At 37.4% G+C, this 23,939-nt stretch carries 19 protein-coding genes and 2 pseudogenes; 15 read left to right on the top strand and 6 right to left on the bottom strand.

Translation table 11 applies throughout. From position 1 onward, the window contains the following. Nucleotides 1-15: 15 nt before the first annotated feature. From ACFIMM_RS04265 to ACFIMM_RS04255, 3 genes and pseudogenes are all read right to left on the bottom strand, one after another. Nucleotides 16-911: pseudogene (locus tag ACFIMM_RS04265) on the bottom strand (tyrosine-type recombinase/integrase); the annotation flags it as partial. Nucleotides 912-1,036: 125 nt separating this feature from the next. Continuing rightward, nucleotides 1,037-1,216 carry a hypothetical protein gene (locus tag ACFIMM_RS04260; protein ID WP_375613526.1) on the bottom strand — a complete coding sequence of 60 codons (180 nt, stop codon included), beginning with the start codon at nucleotides 1,214-1,216 and terminating at the stop codon, nucleotides 1,037-1,039. A gap of 103 nt (nucleotides 1,217-1,319) precedes the next feature. Further along, a pseudogene (locus tag ACFIMM_RS04255) lies at nucleotides 1,320-1,679 on the bottom strand (DUF488 family protein). 160 nt (nucleotides 1,680-1,839) lie between these two features. On the opposite strand from ACFIMM_RS04255, the gene ACFIMM_RS04250 reads away from it, so the two are divergent. The 7 genes from ACFIMM_RS04250 (at nucleotide 1,840) to ACFIMM_RS04220 (ending at nucleotide 9,990) form a co-directional block, all read left to right on the top strand. Then, nucleotides 1,840-2,007, top strand: a complete 168-nt coding sequence (locus ACFIMM_RS04250; protein WP_375629751.1) for a hypothetical protein — start codon at nucleotides 1,840-1,842, stop codon at nucleotides 2,005-2,007. Nucleotides 2,008-2,219: 212 nt separating this feature from the next. Next, nucleotides 2,220-2,708, top strand: a complete 489-nt coding sequence (locus tag ACFIMM_RS04245) for a hypothetical protein (protein WP_375629748.1) — start codon at nucleotides 2,220-2,222, stop codon at nucleotides 2,706-2,708. An 80-nt stretch (nucleotides 2,709-2,788) separates the two neighbouring features. Then, the gene (locus tag ACFIMM_RS04240; RefSeq protein ID WP_375682560.1) at nucleotides 2,789-3,226 is read left to right on the top strand and encodes a hypothetical protein; all 438 of its coding nucleotides are present in this window, start codon (nucleotides 2,789-2,791) and stop codon (nucleotides 3,224-3,226) included. Beyond that, nucleotides 3,223-3,627, top strand: a complete 405-nt coding sequence (locus tag ACFIMM_RS04235; protein WP_375682561.1) for a hypothetical protein — start codon at nucleotides 3,223-3,225, stop codon at nucleotides 3,625-3,627. The genes ACFIMM_RS04240 and ACFIMM_RS04235 overlap by 4 nt, the downstream gene beginning before the upstream one ends. 684 nt (nucleotides 3,628-4,311) lie before the next feature. Continuing rightward, nucleotides 4,312-6,156 (top strand): outer membrane beta-barrel protein, encoded by a 1,845-nt coding sequence (locus tag ACFIMM_RS04230; protein ID WP_375682562.1) that lies wholly within the window; start codon nucleotides 4,312-4,314, stop codon nucleotides 6,154-6,156. A 249-nt stretch (nucleotides 6,157-6,405) separates the two neighbouring features. Further along, nucleotides 6,406-9,321 carry an isoleucine--tRNA ligase gene (gene ileS / locus ACFIMM_RS04225; protein WP_375629739.1) on the top strand — a complete coding sequence of 972 codons (2,916 nt, stop codon included), beginning with the start codon at nucleotides 6,406-6,408 and terminating at the stop codon, nucleotides 9,319-9,321. A 177-nt stretch (nucleotides 9,322-9,498) separates the two neighbouring features. Next, nucleotides 9,499-9,990 (top strand): hypothetical protein, encoded by a 492-nt coding sequence (locus ACFIMM_RS04220; RefSeq protein WP_375612104.1) that lies wholly within the window; start codon nucleotides 9,499-9,501, stop codon nucleotides 9,988-9,990. A 654-nt stretch (nucleotides 9,991-10,644) separates the two neighbouring features. Here the strand turns inward: ACFIMM_RS04220 and ACFIMM_RS04215 are convergent. Continuing rightward, nucleotides 10,645-11,091, bottom strand: a complete 447-nt coding sequence (locus ACFIMM_RS04215; RefSeq protein ID WP_273790416.1) for a nucleoside deaminase — start codon at nucleotides 11,089-11,091, stop codon at nucleotides 10,645-10,647. A gap of 269 nt (nucleotides 11,092-11,360) precedes the next feature. Between ACFIMM_RS04215 and ACFIMM_RS04210 the strand changes: the two genes are divergently transcribed. From ACFIMM_RS04210 to lpxK, 8 genes are all read left to right on the top strand, one after another. Further along, nucleotides 11,361-12,761, top strand: coding sequence for a pseudouridine synthase (locus ACFIMM_RS04210; protein WP_375612105.1), 1,401 nt, complete (start codon nucleotides 11,361-11,363; stop codon nucleotides 12,759-12,761). Next, nucleotides 12,742-13,308, top strand: coding sequence for a 16S rRNA (guanine(966)-N(2))-methyltransferase RsmD (rsmD, locus tag ACFIMM_RS04205; RefSeq protein WP_375612106.1), 567 nt, complete (start codon nucleotides 12,742-12,744; stop codon nucleotides 13,306-13,308). The genes ACFIMM_RS04210 and rsmD overlap by 20 nt, the downstream gene beginning before the upstream one ends. Nucleotides 13,309-13,851: 543 nt before the next feature. Beyond that, nucleotides 13,852-14,301, top strand: coding sequence for a hypothetical protein (locus ACFIMM_RS04200; protein WP_375629733.1), 450 nt, complete (start codon nucleotides 13,852-13,854; stop codon nucleotides 14,299-14,301). Nucleotides 14,302-15,492: 1,191 nt separating this feature from the next. Continuing rightward, nucleotides 15,493-16,824: a TldD/PmbA family protein gene (locus ACFIMM_RS04195; RefSeq protein ID WP_375612375.1), complete on the top strand. Its 1,332-nt coding sequence runs from the start codon at nucleotides 15,493-15,495 to the stop codon at nucleotides 16,822-16,824. Next, nucleotides 16,811-17,617 carry a 3'(2'),5'-bisphosphate nucleotidase CysQ gene (locus ACFIMM_RS04190; protein WP_375682563.1) on the top strand — a complete coding sequence of 269 codons (807 nt, stop codon included), beginning with the start codon at nucleotides 16,811-16,813 and terminating at the stop codon, nucleotides 17,615-17,617. Before ACFIMM_RS04195 ends, ACFIMM_RS04190 begins: the two co-directional genes overlap by 14 nt. A gap of 46 nt (nucleotides 17,618-17,663) precedes the next feature. After that, the gene (locus tag ACFIMM_RS04185; protein ID WP_375612377.1) at nucleotides 17,664-17,909 is read left to right on the top strand and encodes a DUF4170 domain-containing protein; all 246 of its coding nucleotides are present in this window, start codon (nucleotides 17,664-17,666) and stop codon (nucleotides 17,907-17,909) included. Between the two features lie 1,372 nt (nucleotides 17,910-19,281). Next, complete coding sequence (waaA, locus tag ACFIMM_RS04180) at nucleotides 19,282-20,604, top strand: lipid IV(A) 3-deoxy-D-manno-octulosonic acid transferase (protein ID WP_375638580.1); 1,323 nt, start codon at nucleotides 19,282-19,284, stop codon at nucleotides 20,602-20,604. Next, nucleotides 20,594-21,634 (top strand): tetraacyldisaccharide 4'-kinase, encoded by a 1,041-nt coding sequence (gene lpxK / locus ACFIMM_RS04175; RefSeq protein ID WP_375638582.1) that lies wholly within the window; start codon nucleotides 20,594-20,596, stop codon nucleotides 21,632-21,634. Before waaA ends, lpxK begins: the two co-directional genes overlap by 11 nt. 19 nt (nucleotides 21,635-21,653) lie before the next feature. Here the strand turns inward: lpxK and ACFIMM_RS04170 are convergent, their stop codons facing one another. Together ACFIMM_RS04170 and mutL are read right to left on the bottom strand one after the other, a co-directional pair. Continuing rightward, nucleotides 21,654-21,890, bottom strand: a complete 237-nt coding sequence (locus ACFIMM_RS04170; RefSeq protein ID WP_375608064.1) for a DUF2093 domain-containing protein — start codon at nucleotides 21,888-21,890, stop codon at nucleotides 21,654-21,656. A gap of 109 nt (nucleotides 21,891-21,999) precedes the next feature. Continuing rightward, on the bottom strand, nucleotides 22,000-23,853 hold the full coding sequence (mutL, locus tag ACFIMM_RS04165) for a DNA mismatch repair endonuclease MutL (RefSeq protein WP_375638583.1): 1,854 nt from the start codon (nucleotides 23,851-23,853) through the stop codon (nucleotides 22,000-22,002). Nucleotides 23,854-23,939 lie beyond the last annotated feature (86 nt).

Here is a 23,939-nt window from a genome sequence, read left to right as displayed (position 1 = left end):
CTGCCGCCCATTGCTCTAACTTTTTTGTAGCTTTTTGATTGCTTCTGTTGCAAGTCGTTTTCTATCGGCTGTTTTGGTATAAAGAGATGCCATTTTATCTTCTGTCCAGCCAAAAAGCGCTTTCATTTGCGAAACCGTAGCACCAGCATTGGCAGCACGTTTTGCTGCTAATTTTCGCAATCGGTGCGCTGATTTTTTAATACCCGCCGCATTACATGCTTCACGAAAGAGGTTGCCAAAACTTTCTTTGACAAGCTTATTTCCACCTTTACCACAAATAAATGTTTCATTACCTATGGGACCAATTTTAAGGGTTTCCTCTAGTTCTGGTAAAATAGGAAGAAAAACATCTGTTTTAAATTGGCTCTTTTCTGTTTTGAGATAAATGATATTATCTTTGACGTCTTTCCAGCCGATACGAACGGCATCACCACGACGCAAGCCTGTATAAAGAAGAACATCAATCCAGACGCGTTCATGTGTACCATGTGACCAATGGTGATAATATTTGTCTATGTCCTCTTCTAGCCATGGCAGTAATCCCCCACTGTTTAAAGATTTTGGTGCTTTTATATTAAAGGCAGGATTTCTATTTAAAAGGGCATTATCAACCGCCCAATTAAAGAGATCGTTTAAAGAGGTCAAAAAATATTTTGCCGCTGCGAGAGTAGCTCGCCTTCTGTCTACGGCGTCAAGGATGTGGTGTTTTTCTATGCTTTTATGTGCACGATCAGCAATATTTTTAGAAACATTGTTCAGAATTCGATATTTAACTTTTTAGTAGATTCTAATTGATTATGCCATTGCATGCTTTGTAAATACTGATGCAATAACCAATCGAAAGAGCCTTTTGTAAGTCTGTTTATTTTCTTGGAGATGCCATTTTGCGCTTGTTTAATAGCCAGCGTATATTTGCTCTGATGGAAATCAATGGACTGTCATAAATTTTAGCTTTTCCACTAATAAATGTACCACCGAAAACTTGTGCATCCCCAAAAACTTTGGCATAACCATAGACTTTTGCATCATCACTTATTCAGCAATTGCCATCATGACTTAGATTGTCTTCTTTTTGTATAAAAGCGCCAAGATCACCTGCCTTTACATCTCCAAAGTCTCTCAAATCACGGATGCAGTAAAGTGTAATGTATCCACCAACCTCAATTGTTTCATTAGTCAGTTCATATTTCTTTTCCTTGATTTGCGCAGAATTCACCCGTAGCGTGAATCATGCATCACTTAAAAGTTATTAGGAATGGGTAGGGGGCTGGGAGGCATATGGGCACTCCCATTTTTTAAAAATATGCAAATTTATTTTTTTAGATGTGCTTAATTTCATATTTCCAATCAGGCAACGGAATGAGAGCTAATGCGAGTTGTCCTCTATGACACATGCATACATTAGCTTCAAAACAGGTGATTGCAACGCGCTTTTTGTTTAAAAAAATTTGATATAATTTGTTTATTGCACAAGAATTATCCTTGAGAGTTGTATTTTGATAATCTTCAAAAAGGCGATCATAATCTTTTGTGTTTTCAAATTTCTTCGTTTTTCAGAGGCAATTCCAAGTTCAGGCATATGCCATATATTCAATATCAATGTTGTTTACAACTTTCTCTAATTGTCTTTTTGAAAATCCGTATTTTCTGCTTATTGGATTTTTACGAATATCATACAAAAGTTTAATATTATTTTTGATAAGTTGATTGAAATAGTCCTCAAAGGATTTTCTTTCATAGCCAATGGTAAAAAACAAAAGCTCTCATCTTTAGCAGGCTGTATGATAATATGTTTGATGTTACACACGTTTATTTCCTTAGTAAATAGGTGGGGGCTCTATGAGCGCCTCTTTCCAAAAGGATAAATCCTCCAGTGATTATCACAGCGTTGTGGAGCAAACAGGGGTTAAAGCTGGTGATGGCGGTTTTGATATCACTGTTAAAGATAAAACAACTTTGACCGGAGGTATTATTGAAAGCACAGCCTCGGCAGAAAAAACAGCCTGACCACAGGAAGCATTAGCACCAGTGATATCAGCAACAGTGCGCATGCTCAAGCCAGCAGCCAAGGGTTTAGTCTTTCTGGGAATGACACGATAAAGAACATTGCCAAAAATGTTTTAAATCACGGCAAAGCCAAGGATGGAGCAGAAGGGGAAACCAAATCTGCTATCAGTGATGGGAGTATCATCCTTACTGATATAACTGGACAGACGGCGATGGGGCAAGATGCTGGACAAATCATTGGCTCTCTCAACCGTAACACCGCAGCAGCCCACCAAGCAGTAGGACAGCTAGATGTCGCACCGCTTGAGGGGGTAGTGCATAATCGCGTAGATATGATCAATGATTTATCGGATGAAGGATTGGGATACTTTGATAAAATTTATAAAATCGCCTATGTCAAAAAATATCCTGAGGGTGAGGTTGAGCATGATGAAAATGGCAATGTCCTCTATGCAACAGATAAAAATGGAAACTATATAAAAGACAGCTATGGAAGAAAAATACCTCTGTATCACTATTTAACACCAGAAGAAGAAAAACATTTACAAAAAGGTTCTGATGGCAAGGTTCATATGTTTTACAATGGTATTTTACCTCACCAGATGATGCTGCGCGTTATACTGTCCAGTTTGCTGACAATGATCATGGTCCCCTTTATTTTACATACTTCCCAGAAGCTGAAGACTGGGAAGTGGAAGTAGGGATAGCGATTTTTCAGAAGTTTCTGGAAGGTAGATTTTTTTTTGGATTGACCAATTCAACCAAGAAATTCCAGGATATAATGTATCTTTATGGCAATACAGGATTGCATGATGATGCCCATAGTCGTGGTACCATAACAGCAGGAAATGGATCATATAATTTAGTAAAGCATGGTGTTCTCGGTATAGCAAAGGAAACAATGGTTAATTTCTTTGGTCCAGCTTATAATACTCAAGACATGGCAGATACGTTATATGTCTTAAAGGATGGCAAGCAAACCACTGTCGGCTTGGAAAACCATACAGATGATTTTGTTGGTGTAGTATTTGGTGGAAATCCCGCTACTTTTTACCAGAGACCCTTTGGTAGTAACGCAGTTAAAGAGGCAAAGAAAGTACTATTTAGTTATCCCAGCCCTCATGTTTGTTATGCAAATGCGGATCGAGCATGTAGACATGATTATGGTTCATCTCACCGTATACAAATTGATTCAATTAATTCATGGAGCAAAAAATGAAACAAACCTTAAAATTATTAAGTGCGATAACTCTATTGAGTATAGCTGGGTGCCAGTTTACTAAAACTCCCTCATCTTCTATAGGGGCATGGGAGAAGCCAGGAGCAGATTTTACAGAGGTAGCAAAAGCATTATTAGAATGTGGTATGCCAACTCCTTATGATAAGGATCCAGAAAGCAGAAAGCTCAGCTACAATGCAAATGCAACCATTGATGCTTGCATGCTTCAAGCAGGATTTCGCTATAAATATGATGTGGGGGGAGGCTGGTGTGGAAATCATAAATCAGACAACCTTCCCATTTGTCGTCCAGGTGCTGTCATGCCTCAGCGAAGTATTGAGAGACGCTTAAATAGCCCTTATTGTAAAAAGCATTCAGAACAACTTGAATGCAAACCTTAGGTCTTGCTTCAGCAGAGAAAGCCTTGTCCGTCCTTACGAAAATTTCGCTTGTAACGTGCAAGCAAGTGATTTTAATTAATACAACATGGAACAGATTTTAAATGATAGAATCCTACAGAATTAGTTTTTTCATTCAACATGAAAACAATAAGTTATCTTTATAAATCAATGTGATGTAGCAGGATGAAGATGTTTATGCAAAGAATCTAAAAGTTTTTTTGCGAGTGTTTGAATAATTTCTTTGTTTTTCTGAATTTTAGATACAAAATACTATTGCTAAAGTACTAAAAGTAGATCATGCTGGTAAATAGATGAAACTTTGATGGCGCTTGGTTTTAAAAAAGGCAATATTTGATTTCACTGTTTGCGCTGGTATTGATTTTGCAATAACAGATAATAGTTTATTGTATGCAAAATACTGTTATTTAGATTTTGGTAAAAGAAATTTATAAAGAATATTATCATTAACAGTTATGCGAAACTTTAATGAAAATGAATCCAACTTTAATACACATAATTTTAGTGTGATTTAGTTTACAAATTCTTATTGAATGCAGAATTAAAAGTTTAAGAAGCCTTATTTGCAAAAATTCTTTATTTTTTTGTGAGTGTGTCATTTTTGCTACAGATATTTCAGAAAAGATGCTCTATATGAATTTCATTTTGGATATTTGGAGAGATTTTATGAATACAAAACGTTTAATAACAGCGTCTATTTTTTCTTTAATTTCAGCGTCTACAGCACTAGCTGCTGATGTTATGATTCCTCATCAGCCAGCATCATCGACTGCTTCTACCATTGTTGCACCTACTTTTTCATGGACAGGTCTTTATTTAGGTGTCCAAGCTGGTGGTTTTTCGAGCAAAGCTGATATGGCTCTTGTTGGTCAAGAAAAGAGTTTACCACTGGATAAAGAGTTCTCTCCTAAACTTTCAGGTTTTGCAGGTGGTTTTTATGCAGGTTCTAATATTGATCTCGGTGACAACTTTATTTTTGGTATCGATACGGATTTAATGGTATCTGGAAAAAAACACACAAAGACCATTACCATAGGTGCAGCTGATAACGCTACAGTAGAAAATGCAGTCGTAAGATCCCGCAGATCCGCAAGCCTACAAACACCTCAAGCACCTCAAGCACCACAAGCAGCAACATCAGAAGAAACACAAAGAATTGCCTCAGGAACTGCAGGTGCAGGAGCTACAACAGGAGGGACTCTAACAGCAGTATCCGCTTCAGAAAAATCTGCTGGAACGCGATCCAGTCAAGCACCAGCTAAACCAGTAACTGCAATTCAACCGTCACGAGCAGGAGCAGCACAATCAAATCAAGCAGCAACAACTGGAGATTCTAGCAATGTTAATGCAACACAAACAGTGGCTGTGGAGGTAAAAAATCCAGGAGTTTCAACAATATCATCACAAACACCAGCTGCATCGCCAGTAGCACAATCAGCCTCCTCTAGACAGACGGTTAGATTAGTGCAATTGCCATCGTCTTCATTGGGAAGATCAAATACAGGAGGGACATCGGTAGGTGTGGTAAGTCGATCACAGTCAGTTGCATCTAAATCTTCCTCCCCCGACGCAGGGGGTAGAACACCAGAGCGGTCAGCATCGCTCTCATTGGCAAGATCAGCTATAGGAGGTCAGTTATCAGGGGGAAGGGCAAGTGAAGGAACAGTGTCTGAAAAACCAGTTGCTATAAAAACCGCGTCTTCTACCTCATCAACAGTATCAGGCGCAAGTCAGCCAGCAGTAAAAGCACCTACACTGGTACAACCTGTATCACAACCATCAGCAGCAGAAAAAACAGTACCGAGTTCATCACTTGTACTCGCGAGATCAGGATCATCCAATGGTTCAGAGACAAAAGTTTCTAATGGAATAAGCGGAGCCCAACAGGGAGGTCATCATAGTTCTTCCCATAGTAGTGGAAATGCTAATGCACATGGTGCACCTCATGCAGGTGGGCATAGCTCTGGTGCTCATCCGAATGGTACTAATCCACATGCTTCTCGTTCTCATGGTGGACAGAATATGTCTGGACACGGTGCACAAAGTACACAAGCGGTGGATAAGAACGCTTCCAGTGTATATGGTATAGAACAAATAAAAAAGATGGCTTCTGAACTTGGTCTTGATCAAGAGGATGCAGTTGAAACTTTAAGTCATACTTTCAAACAAAATTGGGGTGGTGCTACACGGGTACGTATTGGTTTTGCTGCTGATCGCTTTATGCCTTATCTTGCTGGTGGTATTGCTTATGGGCAATTCCAAGACACTGTATCAATATCTGTTAAGGATGAGGATGGAAGAGTCGTTTCTTCTAAGAACTTAGCTGATGAAACAAAAACCATGATTGGTTACACACTTGGTGGTGGCGTTGATTTCTCGCTTCTAGATAATGTGATTGTACGTGCAGAATATCGTTACTCTGATTTTGGTAAAAAGAAATTTGCAAAGGAAAAACTTGAAGTTAACTACAAAACCAATGATTTCCGTGTTGGTGTAGCTTATAAATTCTAATTTTTTAAAGAGTAAATTTCTAAGAGGCTCCACTGTCAGTGGAGCCTTTATTTTTTTTTAAGATCACTTTTTGGTTTCTTTTCTTGTGAATTTCATGATAAAGCCCATAGAGTGTGATGATATATTTTCCTGATCGCTGCTTAATACGAATGATAAGCTCGGCTTTCCCTATAGATAAAAACCAGAGTTGCAGGGTTCAGGGAAGTTATGCAAAAATGAAATCGTAAAAGTGGACAGGGATATTTCACAATGGCTGTGAAAAATGAAACAATAGATTATTCAAAAACTCTTTATCTCCCACAGACAAATTTTCCTATGCGTGCAGGGCTTCCGCAAAAAGAGCTTGAATTGATGGCGCGTTGGGAAAATATGGGGCTTTATGCGCAATTGCGTCAACAAGCAAAAGATCGTCCATTTTATATTCTTCATGATGGTCCGCCTTATGCAAATGGTCATATTCATATCGGGCATGCTTTAAATAAAGTTCTAAAGGATGTGGTTGTTCGTTCATTCCAAATGCGCGGTTTTAATGCAAATTATGTACCTGGTTGGGATTGCCATGGGCTTCCAATTGAATGGAAAATTGAAGAAAAATATCGAGCACAAGGAAAAAATAAGGATGAGGTACCTCTTAACGAGTTTCGTCAAGAATGCCGTGAATTTGCACAGCATTGGGTAACTATTCAAAGTGAAGAATTTAAACGCCTTGGTGTTGTGGGAGATTTTAACACGCCTTATACTACAATGGCTTTTCATGCAGAAGCACGCATTGCCAGTGAATTGATAAAATTTGCTATGTCAGATCAGATTTATCGTGGTTCCAAGCCAGTGATGTGGTCTGTTGTGGAACGTACGGCTTTGGCAGAGGCTGAGATTGAATATCATGATCATGAATCAGAGGTGCTTTGGGTTAAGTTTCCTGTTTTTGAAGCAAATTCTGATGATTTATATGGTGCTCATGTCGTCATTTGGACAACAACACCGTGGACGATTCCAAGCAATCGTGCAGTGAGTTATTCTTCGCAAATTTCTTATAGTATTTACGAAGTTGAAAGTGCTGAAAATGATTTTGGTCCTCAAGTGGGAGAAAAGCTTCTCTTTGCAGACGCTTTAGCGATGAGTTGTGGAGAAAAAGCCAAACTTGTTTTGAAGCATTTGCGTGTTATTTCTTCTGAAGAGTTGAAAGCTCTTGTTCTTTCTCATCCACTCAAAGGTTTAGCTGGAGGGTATAATTATAAAATTCCATTGCTTGATGGTTCGCACGTAACAGAGAGTGCTGGTACAGGTTTTGTCCATACAGCACCAAGCCATGGGCGTGAGGACTTTGAAATTTGGAATGATTATAAGTCCTTACTGGAGCAAGCGGGGATTGATTCATCTATACCGTTTCCTGTTGATGATGCAGGGTTCTATACGAAAGATGTTCCAGGTTTAGGACCAGATCGTGAAGGAGGACCTGCACGTGTTATTGATGATAATGGAAAAATGGGTGATGCCAATAAAGAGGTCATTAATGCTTTAATTAAAGCAGATCGATTGTTTGCACGGGGGCGTTTAAAGCATTCCTATCCCCATAGTTGGCGTTCAAAAAAACCCGTTATTTTTCGCAATACACCGCAATGGTTTATTTCAATGGATAAAGATTTTGGGGATGGTTCAACTTTACGTAGTCGGGCTTTGGAAGCTGTTTCAAAAACGCGTTTTGTGCCATCTTCTGGACAAAACCGCCTAGCTTCTATGATAGAAGATCGTCCTGATTGGGTTCTTTCTCGTCAGCGTTCTTGGGGTGTTCCTATTTGTATTTTTGCAAATGAGGATGGTGTTATTCTAAAAGATGAAGGTGTGAACGAGCGTATTTTACGGGCTTTTGAAGCAGAAGGGGCAGATGCATGGTTTGCTGAAGGAGCACGTGAACGTTTTTTAGGTGAGCGTGCACATGAGCCTTGGGTACAGGTTTATGATATTTTGGATGTTTGGTTTGATTCTGGAGCCAGCCATAGCTTTGTGTTAGAAGATCGGGCTGATTTGAAATGGCCTGCTGATGTTTATTTTGAAGGTTCAGATCAGCATCGCGGATGGTTCCAATCTTCTCTTTTGGAAAGCTGTGGTACGCGTGCTTGTTCTCCCTATAAGTCCGTGATCACACACGGTTTTACTTTGGATGAGAATGGTAAGAAAATGTCTAAATCTTTAGGCAATACGGTTGTTCCGCAAGAAATCATTAAAACATCTGGAGCTGATATTTTTCGTCTCTGGGTTATGACAGCCGATTATTGGGAAGATCAGCGTTTAGGCAAAAAAATACTTCAAACAAATGTGGATTCATATCGTAAACTACGCAATGCAATTCGTTGGATGCTAGGAACTTTAGCACATGATGATGGAGAAGAAGTATCTTATGGTGCACTGCCGGATCTTGAAAAATTTATATTGCATAGGCTTTTTGAACTTGATCAGTTGATTAATCGCGCTTACGATGAATTTGATTTTAAAAAGATTATGCGTGCATTATTGGATTTTTCAATCATTGAGTTATCGGCATTTTATTTTGATATCCGCAAGGATTCTCTTTATTGTGATGCGCCTTCATCAAAAAAACGCAAGGCCTCCTTGCAGGTTGTCCGTGAGATTTTTGAGCGTATGGTCACATGGCTTGCTCCAATGTTACCTTTTACTATGGAAGAAGCTTGGTTAGAGCGTTATCCAGGAAGCCAATCGGTGCATTTGGAACAATTTCGCTCTGTACCAGAAGAATGGCAAAACCAATCTTTGGCTGAGCGTTGGAAAAAAATTCGGCAGGTCCGTAAAGTTGTGACAGGTGCTTTAGAGCTTGAACGTGCTAATAAGCGTATTGGATCCTCTTTGGAAGCTGCGCCTATTGTTTTTATTTCCAATCTGGTTTTACGAGAGGCATTAGAAAATGTGGATATGGCGGAGATCTGTATTACCAGTGCGCTCACAATTACGCAGGACACGATACCTTCTGATGCTTTTACTTTGAATGATGTTGAAGGTGTTGGTGTATATCCAGAGAAGGCATTAGGAAAAAAATGTGCTCGATCATGGCGTTATACACAAGATGTTGGAAGTGATCCAGCTTATCCGGATGTATCTGCTCGTGATGCAGCTGCTTTGCGGGAATTGCAGATTCTTGGCAAGATTTAAAGTTTTAGATCAAAGGAAAGAAATGCAAGTAAATTTCTCATATTGATGAATATAGTTTTTTGTGGTACGAAAAAAATTCCGTTGTTTTATCTGCAGGGGGGAAATTTGTGTATGGACCGTTCTCTCATAAATAACGGGAATATTAATCAGCCATACACCTAGGAAATGGAATAGGCAGTGAGAAAACGTGAAATAAAAATATTTCCAATAGGAATTTTAGGGATGTGCTTTGTTTTAACGGGATGCAATTTATCCGCTCCTACCTATGGTACCAATAAACCAGTTTCAATACAGTTTTTTGAAGATGTTGCTAATATCACTTCATTAACACCAACAAATAACAGCAGCCAGATTGTTATGAAACCTCATCCAAAACTTGTAATACCAAGCCCTAGTTCACGCAGATTTTTGCCGGTACCACAACAAGATAGATCTGTCAATGAAATGGCAGCATCGAAGAAGCATCAAGGAAATACTCCTTTTCCTCACAAAGGATCGTCAGTTAATGGCGTTGGTTCAGAAAATCCTTCACAGTTGAATGCGAAGCAACGACAGGAATATTTACGTCGTCAGAGAGCACAAGTTGGAAGTTCAAAATACCGTCGCTATCTCACTGAACCACCTTTAAGTTATCGCCAACCGGCAAAAACCGCACCTATTGGTCGATAGGGAAAAGACAAAACATTTAAAGTAAAGTATTTTTCCAATTACTTATGATACCAAGCTCTCATTCGCGCGCAGTTATAATGCTGCTGTAGGAGGGGGGTATTCTCATGAAATAGCAATATGACAACAGCATCGAGAGATTCCTTATGCGTTTCCTTAACACGAAACATTTCTCAAGCTCATTTTACAACATTGCTCATGTGGCTAGTATAACGTAAAATCTATTGTGCTCCAATACTTTATGCTTAGGAAGGAGAAAGTGGATACCATCATTTTATTTTACAGACTCCAATGTTGCGATAATTTTTGCATTTGAGAGCTTTCATAAGAGACATTTTTAGTCTTTTCTAAAACGTTCTTTATCCAGACGATAATTCCGCTTATGATGTGCAAGAAAGTGATTTTTACTGTTTCAATGTAATTTGAAATGAGAGCATATCTACGATATTTTGGACTTTATATTTTATATACAAAATAATGAATTATTCTTTTGAATGAATGTACCATCTAATAGAAACAATATGCAGAATTAAAAGAGAGAAAAAATGCTTCGAAATAGCTTTTGCTATATATATATATATATCAGAAGAATTAACAGTCTTTTTTGAGAAGTAGGATAGTTTTTAAAGAGTGAAAGTTATGGAAGAAGAATTATTTTTAGTATCGCTTTTGTACAAAAAAGTCTTTAAGTAATTGAGCTGCTTCTTTTTCCTTGAAACCAGAATAAATCTCAGGTTTGTGATGGCAGGTTGGTTGCTGATAAAAACGTGGGCCATTTTCTATAGCACCTCCTTTGGGATCATTTGTTGCATAATAGAGACGTCGTATGCGTGCAAATGAAATGGCAGCGGCACACATAGCACAAGGTTCAAGTGTTACATAAAGATCGCAATCAGGAAGCCTTTCGTTTTGCAATGTTTCGCAAGCCATACGGATTGCGCGTATTTCTGCGTGTCCTGTAGGGTCATATGCAGATTTTATAAAGTTACCAGCGCGTGCAATGATAGCTTTTCCACGTGTAATGACAGCACCTACGGGAACTTCATCTTTTTTTGCAGCCTCTTGCGCTTCTAAAAGGGCTATTTCCATGGGCGTCAAAGTCATAATATTCTTTCTACTGAAGGTATAGAAAATCTAAAGGTTATCTCGATAAGGAATGCTATGGAATGAATAATTTATTACGCTTTTATAATGAAAAGAATACCTCTATTTTTTAAAGAGTTTAAAACAAACTTGCAAGTCGACAGATACATTATTGTCGTTAAAGGATAGAAAATGATAAATGATTATGCTACTTCCTTTTTCAGGATAAGCGGTATGGTGCATGTGAATAATTTTCTGAACATACTTGCAAAGATTGGTTTGAAACGCAAATGAATGAAAATAATGAGAGTGAACGAATTGCTAAAAGGTTAGCGCGTGCTGGTATTGCTTCGCGTCGAGATGCAGAAATGATGATTGTTGCAGGTCGTATTTCTGTGAATGGTAAAGTCGTGACAACGCCTGCTTTTAATGTTAGCCGCTCTGATGTTATTAAAGTTGATGGCAAACCTTTACCTCCTATAGAACGAACGCGTTTATGGCTTTACCATAAGCCAGCAGGTCTTGTCACCACGAACCGTGATCCTGAAGGCAGACCTACAGTCTTTAGTAATTTACCAAAAGGAATGCCGCGTGTTCTTTCTGTTGGAAGGCTTGACATTAACACGGAAGGGCTTTTGCTTTTAACCAATGATGGTGGCTTAGCGCGTGTATTAGAGCTTCCTGTAACGGGGTGGGTCCGCAAATATCGTGTCCGTGCTCATGGAAGAGTCAAGCAGAGCGCGTTGGATAACCTTAAAAATGGTATTGCGATTAATGGTATTTTTTATGGTTCGATTGAAGCATCAATTGAACGCGAACAAGGGTCGAATGTATGGCTTTCTGTCGCTTTGCGAGAAGGAAAAAATCGTGAAATAAAGAATGTTTTAGGGGCATTGGGATTATCAGTTAATCGATTAATACGTGTATCTTATGGTCCATTTCATCTCTCTGATTTAGAAGAAGGAGCCGTGCAAGAGTTAAAAGGGCGGATGTTACGAGATCAGTTGGGGGAGCGTTTAATTATGCAAGCCAATGCAGATTTTGATGCTCCTATTCTTAAGCCATTTTCAAATTCTGCAGTTGTTGCAGAAAAGCAAAGCCAGAAAGATCTTTCTGTTGCAAATGATGGTTGGGTTTTCTCAAGTGAAAGGGCGATACGACGCCGACCAAGAGATGGTTCTGTTGAACATAGTCGCGCACGATTAAGTACAAAGTCTCATGAGAATGTAAAGAAGGAGAAAAGTGAAGAAGGAAAAGCAGAGCGTTTTCTACCGCGTTCTCGCCGTGCTAATGTTTGGATGGCTCCTGGTGCACGTCCGCAAAGTGCACGTAGAAAGCCTTCCTATAGTGAGGAGAAATCGCATGATCATAAGAGCGATTTGGATGGTAGAAAGTCCTTTCATCGAGGCAAGGAAAAACTAAAAGAAAATCCGTCATACAAAGAGAAGAGGGAAAGTTTTGTTCAAAAACATGGCAAAATATCTTATGACGAGACGCATCCCTTTGGTAAGAAAGATCGCTTTTTAAAGGATAAAGAGAAAATGATAAAAGGTGGTCATGATGAGCATTCTTTTGAGAGAAAGAAAAAGGTAAAATCGTTTGGTGGTGCTATGAAAAAATCTAAACCACATAGGGACGGTGCAAAAACTTCGAAGCGATTTGGAGGTCCACGTGCGGATCATAGGCGGTAAATTTGCTGGGCGTGTTTTGTTTTCGCCTGTTAATCAGTCGATTCGCCCAACGAGTGATCGTACACGTGAAAGCCTTTTTAATATTCTTTCTAGCCGTGAAGAAGAGTTTTGGACCAATAAACGCATTCTTGATCTTTTTGCTGGTACTGGTGCTTTAGGCATCGAAGCACTTTCGCGTGGAGCAAAGGCGGCTGTTTTTGTTGAAAACTCGGTTGAGGGGCGTGGGTTGCTTCAAAAAAATATAGAAGCCTTTGAATTACAGTCGATAGGACGGATTTTGCGTCGTGATGCGACCAAACTTGGCAATATTGGCACAATGCTGCCATTTGATGTTATCTGCGCTGATCCTCCCTATAGCCGTTGTTTAGGTGAACGTGCTTTTGTAGAAGCTTTGCGAGGAGGGTGGGCAAAAGCTGATACACTCTTCATACTTGAAGAAAAGAAAGATACAATGATTTATTTACCTGACGTCTTTTATCTAGACGATGAGCGTTTTTATGGTGAGACAGCAATACGTCTCTATAAATTACGATCGCTTACATCTTGAGAAAGTTCTTGTTTTTATCCGATAGGATGAAAAAATGCTTTTTCACAGTTTTCTTCATTTTATATGGTTTTTAAAAGGTTAAGCAGAAAATCAATAAAAGATTCTAATGTTAAAGGAATTGATGAATTTTTATTAGCTTTAATACAGAAGGATGTTTTTTCTCCAATAGGATATATATTCCTCGATAATAGTTATGATCTTTTTTATCTAATTTCTTTCTGCCATACCTTAATCATCACATTTCATCAGCAGTTGAAAGCTTTAAGCTATGCAGTCTGCATTGATATCTTATATGATGCGTAACTTCTATTTTTGCTATTGTCTAAACTTAAAAAAGATATTTTGTTTAGTATTGAAAATATTGTTCATTTATCCTGAATACTTGTGTGTTTAGTTTAGTAATATCGCTTGTTGAGTTAGTCATTACATATTAAGTAAATCTGAGAGTATTAAGTATCTTATCGTTGTGCAGCTTTAAGGATACTTTTTTATATTATTCTTTATCACTAAAGATAAGTAATTTGTAAAAAAGGGGAGATTATCGTGTTTAATTGGATATATAGTGAAGAGATTAGTACAGAAGCAAGTGCTGAGCAAATTTGGGCTATATGGGAAGATGTGGCATCATGGCCTTGCTGGGATAGTGAACTTGAGTGGGTAGAACTTTCTGGTCCTTTCAAAGAAGGCGCTATAGGACGCATGAAACCTAAAAAGGGACCTACAGTAACTTTTACACTTGATAAAGTTATAAAAAATGTTTGTTTTTCTGATTATGCTAAACTTCCTTTTACACGTATGAGTTTTAATCATGAATATATTTGTTCAACAAAATCGGGTTCTTCAAATAACAAAATTCGTCATACTGTAACCATGTCTGGTTTATTTTCTCCTTTCTTTGGAATGATTATTGGGTCAAAAATTAAGTTACATCTTCGCGATGCAATGATTGAAATGAGCAGACGTGCTCTTACTGAAAACAAAAGCATTTTGTAAGGGGGTGCATTTATAAAGAAGTTAATACCTTAAAAAAGGTGCAGAACTCTTAGCCTTGTTAGAATGAAATCAGTTATGAGTATATAGCAAATTGATGAGCTATGATTTGGTTTTAGTTAGCTGTTGAAATCGTGTCAAAGCATCTTACGGGATTAATTTTGCGCTAAAAATCTTATGAAATTCATTGAATTTTTTTATATATAAAAGCTTATAAGATGCTCTCTTCATTGAAAATGAGAAAGGTTCAGAAGTTCATTACTTCTCTTATGATGTAGGTCCATATCGTCATAATATTTGCCTGTTTCTAATGTTGCAATATTTTTTGCATTTAAAATCTTCATAAGAGGCATTTTGATTTCTTCTTAAATAGTTTTCATTCATAGGCCCCTTACTTATGATTTGCTCGCAAATAGTTGTGATTGACTCAACATGAATAGGTTCGAAACAGAGAGAATTTTATGATATTAGGCTTTTTTATACAAATTACAAAACAATAAATTATAAGTATAAATCAAACTGTTAATTTTATTGAAAGATTACAAGATAATTTCTTGATTACTTTTAAATATAAAAATGAGTTCTTTATGATATTACGTCCATTAGGGTAAAGAAGTTTATGACTGCTCATTTTGTTGAAACCATAATAGAAGGAAATATTTTTTACTCTGTTTAAGTTTTGTTTCATTTACAAGAGTGCCGTCTCATTATGAGAGAGTTTATAGAAGCAAAGAAGTGTATACAAATATAAGGTATTTTCTTGATTCTTGCTTGGAAATTAAAGAATGCTATAGGAAAGATATGAGATAAGTTTTTTACTACCCAGAGGAAGGAAGACCTGTGATTTAGATCATTTTATGCTTTTCGAATTTTTGAGGATTTTGGCTTAAATTCAAGTGTTATAGCTAAGACTTTTGTTAATTGCCAATTGTTCTGTTGATTTGATTGTCAGTGGAGATTTGGCTCCTAAAATGATAAGGGCCCATGAGAAATCTTGAAACTAAAGAGATTTTACGGCATATTACGTTTTTTCATAAAGAAGCTAAAAGGGAAATGATTTAATGCATTAAAAGAAAAAGAATGCATGAATGTGCATAATCTTATGAATCAATACACAAGAGTTATATTCTGATTTGTATAAATTTGTCAGAATGCTTATCAATGTAAATAATAAAATATTTTAGGGAGTCTATAATGACTGACAAAAACCAGATTGAGAAAGCTGTTTCGCTGGTTGAAGCAGCAAAGCGTTCTGGGGCAGATGCTGCTGATGCTGTTATTGTTCATGCTCATTCTACCAGTGTATCAGTTCGTTTTGGGAAAGTCGAATCGACAGAAGCAGCAGAGAGCAATGATTTTACTCTAAGGGTTTTTGTTGGAAAAAAAGTAGCAAGTGTTTCTGCTAATTTAGGATCTTATCCGCAAGAACTTGCGGAACGTGCTGTTGCGATGGCTAAAGCTTCTCCCGATAGTTTATTTGAAGGTTTGGCAGATAAAGAGTGTTTGGTTAAGTATCCTAAAGATCTTGATCTTTTTGATGATTTTGTACCCAGCAGTCATTTTTTAACAGAAGATGCTTTAAAAACGGAGGCAGCAGCTCTTGATGTTAAAGGTGTAAGCAATTCTGGTGGCGCTGCAACAGCTTATGGCCGTAGTGGGTTTATTCTTGTGACCAGCGATGGTTTTTGTGGAGCCTATCGCTCAAGTTGTTTTTCACGTTCTTGTAGTGCTCTTGCAGGTGAAGGAACACAGATGGAGCGGGATTATGATTATACAACAGCCTTACATTTTTCTGATTTAGAGGCAGCAGAAACTGTGGGAAAGAATGCAGGGCTTGGTGCTGTTCGACGTTTGGGTGCAGTTCGTGCGGCGACTGGGAGCGTTGATGTTATTTTTAATCCGCGTACGGCTCGTGGAATTGCAGGGCATATCGCATCTATGGTCAATGGAGCCTCTGTGGCTCGAAAAACGAGTCTTTTACAGAATTTCCTAGGCAAGGAAGTGATGAAGCCTAATGTTAATGTAACCGATCAACCTTTGCGATTACGTGGAAATGCTTCTCATCCTTTTGATGGAGAAGGGGTAGAGGGGCAAACACTCAATATTATTGAAAATGGTATTTTAAAAAATTGGCTTCTTTCATCATCTACAGCACGTGAATTGGGACTTAAAACAAATGGACACGGTATGCGTTCGGCATCATTAGTGCAGCCGACCAGTACAAATTTTGCTATTGAACCGGGTTTAGTATCACCTTGCGATATGATAAAAGATTTGCGAAATGGATTTTATGTGACCGAATTATTCGGTCATGGCATTGATTTTATTACTGGTCAGTATAGTCGTGGGGCTTCCGGTTTTTGGATTGAAAATGGTGAAATTGCTTATCCGGTAAGTGAAGTAACGCTAGGTTCTGATTTGCTTCATATGTTAGCACATTTAACACCTGCCAATGATATTGATCGGCGTTATAGTACAGCTGCTCCAACATTGTTAATTGAAGGGATGACACTTGCAGGAAAATAACACGCATCATTCTTCTGATTTAAATCTTTTGCGTGATGTTTGTCGAGAGGCAGGAGATTTAGCAATGCGGTATTTTGGATGCACGTTGGATGTCTGGATTAAAGAAGGTAATTCCCCGGTTAGTGAAGCAGATTTTGCTGTTGATCATTTCTTGAAAGAGAGGCTTCTTGGAGCTCGTCCAAATTATGGATGGATTTCAGAAGAAACAAAAGATAATCGAGAAGAACAAGATTATTATGAGCGCTCTTTTGTTGTTGATCCTATTGATGGAACGCGTGGTTTTCTTTCTGGCAATCCTTATTGGTGTATTTCGGTTGCCATTATTGAGAATGGGCGTCCTATTGTGGGCGTTCTACAATGTCCGGCTCAAGGAGATGTTTATACAGCTGTAACAGGTGGAGGGGCAACATTAAATGGGATAAAACTTCCTCGTTTAGCCTTTGAGGTTCATCGAAAATATAAAATTTCACTTGATAAATCGCTCGCACAAAAATTACCAGATGATTTTCTCAATCAAGTCAGTCTTTACCATTATCTTCCTTCTCTTGCTTATCGTATTGTTCTTGTTGCTCAAGATGAAATTGATATCGTATTAGTTCGTCCAAATTGTCATGAATGGGATATTGCCGCTGCTGATCTTATTTTGCAGGAGTGTGGAGGGTGTTTTTTATCGCTTGATGCCCCTTTACTATCTTATGGAATTGAACCTTACCAGTATGGACTTTTAATTGCTGGTAAAAATAATTGCTGTCAAGATATGATAGATGTTGTTCGTCAAACAAAGTTAGTTTAATCACGTAAAAGCGCGCTAAGATAATCTAAATGATATGGAGGCACATATGACTGAAACCAAAGAAAAAAAACAATATTTACATCTTGTATTTGGTGGGGAATTAAAAAATCTTAACAGTAATCAATTTAAGAATCCTGATGAGTTAGATGTGGTTGGTATTTTCTCAGATTATCAATCTGCTCAAGAAGCATGGCAGGCAAAAGCACAAAGCAGTGTAGATAATGCATTACAACGTTATTACATTGTAGATTTGCATCAGTTTCTTGATGCTGAGTTAGGCGATGCAGAATAAAGCTTGAATATTTGGTCATTATAACCTGTAGATTGCTTCATGCTTTTGTTTAGTCGTCCTTTTCATAGGTACGTTCTTCGGGTAAAATAGAATGCCGTAAAAAAGAATATGCTTGTTGTTTAAAATTCATATGTTTTTTTAAGAAACATCTCCCAAAGCACCCAAGCCCATTTCATAATAGTGTCCATGCAAGGTATAAAATCCATTATTGCACCACCATCTTTACGCTTAATAAAAATGCAAGACAGTTTCTATCAACCTATTTACAACAGCAATATTATCATGACAGCTATCACTCGAAGTTTATGATTATATTGTGAATAGTCACTCTGCTTTTGAATGGGGTATGAGACACTAATGCGTTAAGATTAATAAAAAGAGTAGCATTATTAATGATAGCAATTATTACTCTGTTGAGATTATTAGCACTCGTTACTTATCTATTGGAATTTTTTCAACGAGTTATTACTATAAGCTTAGAAACCATGAAAGTCGTTAGAAACTTTACCAAAATTAGAAACTTAGAGAAACTGAATAGATTTATGAAGTTAACTTACCTCATAAGGATTTCTTGAGTACTCATTTAAAACTACAATCTATAAGTTAATCATTTTGTGTTGATTATATACAATCTTAAAAGGAATAATATATCATTGCGACCTCCTGAAAAGAGAGGATTTAAAATTTTGAAAACTCTTATTTAAATTGCTTTAAGACTTTTAAGAAATTCTCTATTAAACAAGATTAGATTTTTCTGGATTACCTTTAAGAGATTATATCACAATTTAAAATGAGAACTCTATACTATTCAAAAGTTTTTTAAGATTAGTTTGACATATTCATTTTATTGAAATGAAATAATAGAGATTGAGCTTTCTTTTAAACACATTTTATTTGTTGTATTTATATTAGGTTGTAATGTCTATATGGGTTATTTTTTTGAAAAATTGACAATACCTAACATATGTAAAAATAAGCTTTTTCTCTAAAATACCAACGTGCAAAATTCAAAGTCTCATTAAAATCATAAGAAGTATTTATTCAGTGAGTTGAAAAAATTGATACAATCTATGTCATAGGTTTATCATTTATATTTTAAAAATTATAATCGACTGAAATGTAGTTTTGTTATTTTTGAGTAAGATTTTTTATAGGGTGCAGAATGAAGTGATAAAATCGATATAAGTTACAAAATTTAATTAAAAGAGATTTAAATAATGTGTATATGTATTGAATTTTCTCATGGATTAAGCTTTTTTTATTTAAGATATGAATGATATTAAAAAATATGGATGCAACCAATAGTGTTGATGAATTTTTTAACAAAATAAGTATATAGATATCTTAAAATAGCTGGATGAGGTGATTTTAAATGGTAGAATTAAAGGCACATACGGCTCTTTTAAGCTATCGAATGATTGGTTTTTGCTTATGTCCTGTTATTCCTTTTTATTTGTTCTTTCGTGCTATTCGTGGAAAAGAAGAGTGGTGTCGCAAAAAAGAGCGTTTAGGTAAAAGTTCTCATATACGCCCCCAAGGTTCGTTAGTTTGGTTGCATGCAGCAAGTGTTGGAGAAACACTTGCACTTGTTCCACTTATAAATTATATTTTATCATTGGAAATCAATGTATTAATGACAACTGGGACGGTGACATCTTCTACTCTTGTGAAAAAATATTTTGGTAATAGGTTGATTCATCAATATGCTCCTTTGGATTTAGATTTTGCAGTGCGCCGTTTTATTCGTCATTGGAAGCCTGATCTCGTCTTAATTTGTGAATCAGAAATTTGGCCTCTTCGTATTAAAGAACTTGCAAAAATGCGTATTCCGCAGATTTTGGTTAATGCCCATATGTCTGAACGTTCTTTTAAAGCTTGGCAAAAACGACGTGTTCTTGCCAAACATATTTTTAAGGATATTGATTTGGCGATTGGTCAAAATGAAAGAGATGTAGCTTATTACCATACACTTGGCGTAAAATCTGTTACGTTTTCTGGTAATCTCAAGGCTGATGTTTTTCTGGTTGAAAATCAAGAATTGCTTGCACGTTATCGTAATGCTATCGGCAATCGCCCAGTTTGGGCAGCTGTTTCAACGCATGAAGGGGAAGAGGAGATTGCTTTTGAGGTCCATAAAATTGTTAAAAATTATTTGCCAGATTTATTAACAATTATTGTGCCTCGTCATCCAGAACGTTCAGAAGATCTTATCAGAAAATGCGATAATAAGGGGTTAAGTTTTATTCGTAGGAGTAGAGATGCTGTTCCAAACATGAATACCGATATTTTATGGGGAGATACCATTGGAGAAATGGGACTTTTTCTTCGCTTATCGAAAGTTTCTTTCGTTGGTAAATCGTTATGTGGAAATGGTGGACACAATCCATTGGAATTGGCTTTGCTTGGTTCCGCTATTTTGACAGGGCCTCATGTTTCAAATTTTCAAGAGATGTTCAAACAATTTCTAACGCGTGATGCAGCATATATGGTTCAAGATACAAAACAGCTTGCTATTCAGGTGTATAAGCTTTTAACAAATGAAACATTGCGGCAAGAAATGGTTGATAAGGCTCATGAAGTGGCAACAGGTATGGCAGGTGCATTTGAGCGCACATTAAAGATTTTAGATCCATTTTTACAACCCCTTGTAATACAAACAGGTTTACGTCAGCGTCAGGGTAGATATGCATATTAGCGCCCCTCGTTTTTGGTGGAAAAATAAAAGCTTTTTGCGTTTTGTGTTAGCTCCAGTTTCATGGGGGTATGGTTATTTTTCAAGTCGTTTTATGACAAGACAGCCTCCCGTGATTGATCTGCCAGTTTTGTGTATTGGAAATTTTACATGTGGTGGTGCGGGTAAAACGCCGGTTGTTATTGCTTTTACAAAAGTGGCTAAAGAACTTGGTTTCGTACCTGGTATTATATCTCGTGGTTATGGTGGATCAGTTAAAGGGGTACATCTTGTAAATGAAAAATATGACAATGCACGCGATGTTGGAGATGAGGCACTTTTACTTGCACGGCATGCTTTTGTAGCTGTATCACCTAATCGTTATGCAGCGGCACAACGGCTTAAACAAGAGGGATGTAATCTTATTTTAATGGATGACGGATTTCAAAGTCGCCGTCTTTATATGGATTATGCGTTACTCGTTGTTGATGCGATGCGCGGTTTTGGTAATGGAGCTGTCTTTCCAGCAGGACCTTTGCGCGTACCATTAAAAACGCAGTTTTCTTTTATGGATAGTGTTTTATTGATTGGTCACTCCGATGCGCCTGATAATGTCGCTTTTTTTGTTTTGCGTACTGGAAAGCCTTTATATCGTGCTCATCTTAAAGCCAGTGCCTCTGATGAGGTTTCAGGAAAATCATTTTTGGCATTTGCTGGTATTGGCAATCCAGATAAATTTTTTAAATCTATTAAAGAATTGTCTGGTCATGTGGTGCAAACTTATATATATCCAGACCACTATTTTTTCACAGATAAAAATTTAAAAAGCCTTATACAAAAGGCTAAAATGCACAATTTATGGCTAGCAACAACAGCTAAAGATTATACCCGTATACAGACAATTCACATGCAAAAAGATTTGAAAAATCTTATTATCTTTGATGTGAATGTCGATTTTGTTCAAAAAAACTTCTGTCGTATGGTCCTTGAAGAGGTCATAACCCGCTTTAGAAAACGTTCCCTTGAATTTTCTTGTCTAAAAGGCAAAGGCTAAATTTATAGCTTTTGAGGGGTTATTTTTCTTTTGTTTTTAACAATTGCTTGAGATATGGGTTGCACTCAAGTTCGCGCTGATAGGAGATTTCACAACTAGCATATGCTTCTTGGCGGTGATGATTCCAATATTTTAAATCATCTATAGGGATTTTTTGCCCGCTAACAGCACAAATGGTATAGGTACCATATTCTATAATGTCATATCCATTATTAGAATAATGAATTTTTGCTTCGCGTTCACCATTGGGAAACATTATAACTCCTTTTTACTTGATACAAGAGATTCAAGAAAAGTGCCATAAAATATATTATAAAGTCGAGAGTTAATTTTAAAATATTTTTCTTGTAAAAATGATGAAGGGCTTATTTTCTGCCAAAAAGCCGTTCTATATCTGCCAATTTGAGTTCAATATAAGTAGGGCGTCCATGATTACATGTACTTGTATTAGGTATTGCCTCCATTTGTCGTAATAGTGTGTTCATTTCTTCGGGGCGTAAAAGGCGCCCTGACCGTATTGAGCCGTGACAGGCCATCGTTGCTGCAACATAATCAAGCATTGCTTTTAAATTATTTGTTGTATCATACTCAGCAGCCTCATCTGCGAGATCTTTAATAAGGGCTTGGACATTGATCTCTCCTAACATGGAAGGTGTTTCACGCACAACAATTGCTCCTGGTCCAAATGGTTCTATTCCTAATCCAAATTTTTGCAAAGCATCTTTATGCGTTAAAAGGCATGTTGCATCCTCTTCAGAGAGTTCTACAATTTCAGGAATAAGTAATAACTGTGAAGGAAGTGGTTTGGAATAAAGTGCATTTTTGAGTGCTTCATAAACCAATCGTTCGTGAGCTGCATGCTGATCGACAATGATCAAACTATCTTGTGTTTGGGCGATAATATAGTTTTTATGGATTTGTGCTCTGGCCGCTCCTAATGGATAAGATAACTCTTCTGATGAAGATGTCGTGCTTGGAATGTATGCATCCCCACTTGGTGTATTTAAGCCCTCCATAATAGGAGCGGCATCTTCTTTTAAATCAAAAGAGTGAGTACTATCCAATGGTTTTTGGACCATTGGAGCGCTGGTAAAATGATGAGGTTGTGAACTGTAAGAAGAGAACTGGTGCGTGTTCTTAAAACTGCCTAATGGTTGTTGTGCCAATGATTGTTGTGTTTGAAATGCAGCAAGCATTGCTTCAGAACGGGTTGAAGTAGGACGAATACCAGATTGCTGCAATGCTTCACGAATAGCTCCAACAATCAAACCACGAATTAATCCTGGATCACGGAATCGTACATCAGCTTTGGCTGGGTGAACATTAACATCTACCTCAGCAGGTGGGAGGTCAATAAAAAGAATAGCGACAGGATAACGATCTCGTGTCATGACATCAGCATAAGCGCCTCGGATAGCGCCCCATAGAAATTTATCACGCACGGGACGTCCATTAACATAAGCAAATTGATGAAGGCTGTTATTTCGGTTGAAAGATGGCAAACAGGCAAAACCTGATAAGCGCACCGCTTCGCGTTCAGCATTCAGCGCAATGCTATTAGGGGCAAATTCTTTTCCCATAATCTGCGTAATACGTTGTAATTGTCCTTGAATATTATTTTCTGTAGCAGACAATTCCATAGATGTTCTGTCTAGTCCTGAAAGAGAAAAGCGGATATGTGGAAATGCGATAGCAATTCGCTTAATCATATCGCTAATAGCATTTGTTTCAGCCCGATCAGTTTTCATAAATTTTAATCGTGCCGGCGTGACAAAGAAAAGATCACGAACTTCAACAATTGTTCCAAGATTCGCAGCAGCTGGTTTGGGTCCTACAATTTTTCCTGCAGTAACGGAAATTTCAGCAGCGCTCTCAGCATCTTTTGTTCGTGAAATGAGTTTAAGTTTAGCAACAGAACCAATAGAGGGGAGGGCTTCTCCTCTAAATCCAAGGAAGCAGATATTGTGTACGTCATCGGTAATCTTTGAGGTACAATGGCGAGAAACTGCTAAAGTTAATTGATCTGCAGGAATTCCATAACCATTATCACTCACCTTTATAAAATTTTTTCCACCATTTGCTGTAATAATTTCAATGCGTGTTGCACCAGCATCAATAGCGTTTTCAACAAGTTCTTTGACAACATTTGCTGGTCGTTCAATAACTTCACCGGCGGCGATTTGATTAATAATATTTTCGCTAAGATGGCGTATAATCATAATAAATTCTAACAGGAATCTTAAGGGTTCTATAGAAAATTATGATAACATCATTTGCGAGACATTCAAGAATAAGAGAGCATGAG

The sequence above is a fragment of the Bartonella sp. AP258QHHD genome (assembly GCF_042196145.1).
In the GTDB taxonomy this organism is placed as follows: Bacteria; Pseudomonadota; Alphaproteobacteria; order Rhizobiales; family Rhizobiaceae; genus Bartonella.
Note: the sequence above shows the minus strand (reverse complement) of the source record. Positions and strands in the feature narration are given on the sequence as shown.

What these genes read in the sequence shown, in the direction of transcription:
- waaA (WP_375638580.1), top strand. Translation starts at nt 19,282, where the DNA reads ATGGTAGAATTAAAGGCACATACGGCTCTTTTAAGCTATCGAATGATT.
- mutL (WP_375638583.1), bottom strand. Translation starts at nt 23,853, where the DNA reads ATGATTATACGCCATCTTAGCGAAAATATTATTAATCAAATCGCCGCC.
- ACFIMM_RS04215 (WP_273790416.1), bottom strand. Translation starts at nt 11,091, where the DNA reads ATGACTTTGACGCCCATGGAAATAGCCCTTTTAGAAGCGCAAGAGGCT.
- ACFIMM_RS04235 (WP_375682561.1), top strand. Translation starts at nt 3,223, where the DNA reads ATGAAACAAACCTTAAAATTATTAAGTGCGATAACTCTATTGAGTATA.
- ACFIMM_RS04195 (WP_375612375.1), top strand. Translation starts at nt 15,493, where the DNA reads ATGACTGACAAAAACCAGATTGAGAAAGCTGTTTCGCTGGTTGAAGCA.
- ileS (WP_375629739.1), top strand. Translation starts at nt 6,406, where the DNA reads ATGGCTGTGAAAAATGAAACAATAGATTATTCAAAAACTCTTTATCTC.
- ACFIMM_RS04230 (WP_375682562.1), top strand. Translation starts at nt 4,312, where the DNA reads ATGAATACAAAACGTTTAATAACAGCGTCTATTTTTTCTTTAATTTCA.
- ACFIMM_RS04170 (WP_375608064.1), bottom strand. Translation starts at nt 21,890, where the DNA reads ATGTTTCCCAATGGTGAACGCGAAGCAAAAATTCATTATTCTAATAAT.
- ACFIMM_RS04250 (WP_375629751.1), top strand. Translation starts at nt 1,840, where the DNA reads ATGAGCGCCTCTTTCCAAAAGGATAAATCCTCCAGTGATTATCACAGC.
- ACFIMM_RS04240 (WP_375682560.1), top strand. Translation starts at nt 2,789, where the DNA reads ATGTATCTTTATGGCAATACAGGATTGCATGATGATGCCCATAGTCGT.
- lpxK (WP_375638582.1), top strand. Translation starts at nt 20,594, where the DNA reads ATGCATATTAGCGCCCCTCGTTTTTGGTGGAAAAATAAAAGCTTTTTG.
- ACFIMM_RS04210 (WP_375612105.1), top strand. Translation starts at nt 11,361, where the DNA reads ATGAATGAAAATAATGAGAGTGAACGAATTGCTAAAAGGTTAGCGCGT.
- ACFIMM_RS04185 (WP_375612377.1), top strand. Translation starts at nt 17,664, where the DNA reads ATGACTGAAACCAAAGAAAAAAAACAATATTTACATCTTGTATTTGGT.
- ACFIMM_RS04245 (WP_375629748.1), top strand. Translation starts at nt 2,220, where the DNA reads ATGGGGCAAGATGCTGGACAAATCATTGGCTCTCTCAACCGTAACACC.